The 1,601-nt window shown below is 57.8% G+C and carries 1 pseudogene; it reads right to left on the bottom strand.

The window, feature by feature from the left end:
• Positions 1-471: 471 nt before the first annotated feature.
• Positions 472-1,483: pseudogene (locus OR16_RS38990) on the bottom strand (AraC family transcriptional regulator).
• Positions 1,484-1,601 lie beyond the last annotated feature (118 nt).

Below are 1,601 nucleotides of genomic sequence, written 5' to 3'. Positions count from 1 at the left end.
GCCGAAACTGGCGCTTACAAAACCTCGAACCCTCCAGGCGGGCTGGCTCTGAGCGTCGCCACCATGCCCGCATTCGGCGATACGCGTCCAGCCGACTTCCAATCACAAAGCGCCAGCCCGGTATGCAACCCCTTGCGTTAGCGGCTTCGGTGTACTCATTAACTTTGAGATTCCAACCCACTAGCGTCGTCACAAGGCCCACTGACTCCGGGACGTGACAACAACTGTCACGTCTCAAAGTTATTGGGCAATGGGTGTACAAAGAATCAATGACTTAGCTTGCCGTGTCTCAAACTAACTGGGCTGGATTCTCAAAGTTAGTGGGCGAACGGCACGATTTGTCTCACAATTAATGGGTACATGGAGACGGCGCGCTGCCACAAATCGGTTGGAGCTAGTCACCACGGATCTGTGTCATGGCCGATGAGCGGATGTTCACCCTTGCCGCGACCATACCCGCTTTGTCGCTAGTTAGCTTATTCGTGGGGAGAGTTTATTTTCCTGTGAAGACCTCCACGCGCGAGGATTCATGCCGAACCGTGCCGTGAACCACTGGGTGAACGATGACTGTCTAGAGTATCCAAGCAGCGTTGCCACCCTCCCAATCGGATAGCGCAAATTGGTCAGATAGCGCACTGCAAGCTCCTGGCGCACTTCCTCGATCAAACTCGAGAACGTCGTGTCTGCCAGTTCAAGCTGACGTTGCATCGTACGCACGCTCAGATGCAGGTGGTTGGCCACCTCGTCGACCGTAGCTTGCTCGATCGGCAGGAGCAGGTAAATTGCCTTGCGCACATCCAGGACTATCGAGCCTGGCCCTGACACGTTGAGCGGCTTGGCCAAGCTTTCCGCATATCTGACCAGTTCCGGATCGGCATTCGGATTTGGGCGGTCAAGGTCTTCGGCGGCGCAAACGATGCCGTTGAAATCGCTGGCGAAGACCACCGGACATCCGAAGAAGCGTCGATGGAAGCTCAGATCCTGCGGGCCGCAGTGGGCGAAGTTGACGCTTCTCGGCTTCCAGTGCTCGCCGAGCAGGCCGACAAAGGTGCGCGCCAATAGCCCAACGGCAAGTTCCGTTGCCTGGCGGGTCGAAATACCAGCTTCGGCAGTGATTTCCTCACGCACAACCACCATGTCCCGGCCATCCTCGACGTGGATCGCCAGCGCTTCATTGAGAAGGTGCCGATATTGCACGGCCGCCAGGAGCAACTCGCGCAGGGTTCGCTTGTGCGACAGCAACAGATCAAGTACGCCGAAGTCGAATGGCTGACGCGTGTCGGCCATCTGTAGGCCGAATGTCGGGCATTTCGCGCCGATCGAGGCCGCTTCCAGCAACTGGCAGACAGCCGAAATAGGAATGCGTCGCTGCAGATCGGCCAAGACTGTGGCGTCGAGCCCTACCTGCCGCAGCAATTCCTGGGGGCAAGCCCAAACTCCTGGCTACCTGCAGATAGCCGCTCAAGGCTCTTGCCCGAACCATCGGTTCCGTCACTTTGCGCTCCAGTGCACTGCATCGGGTTGCCGGGGGATCCTCTCACGGCATCCTAGGGGATTCCCCGGGGTGGCGCCAAAAACGAAAAAATTTGGCGCCTGAACGA

The organism is Cupriavidus basilensis OR16 (assembly GCF_000243095.1).
GTDB lineage: Bacteria > Pseudomonadota > Gammaproteobacteria > Burkholderiales > Burkholderiaceae > Cupriavidus > Cupriavidus basilensis_D.
This window is presented reverse-complemented; position numbering and strand designations above follow the sequence as displayed.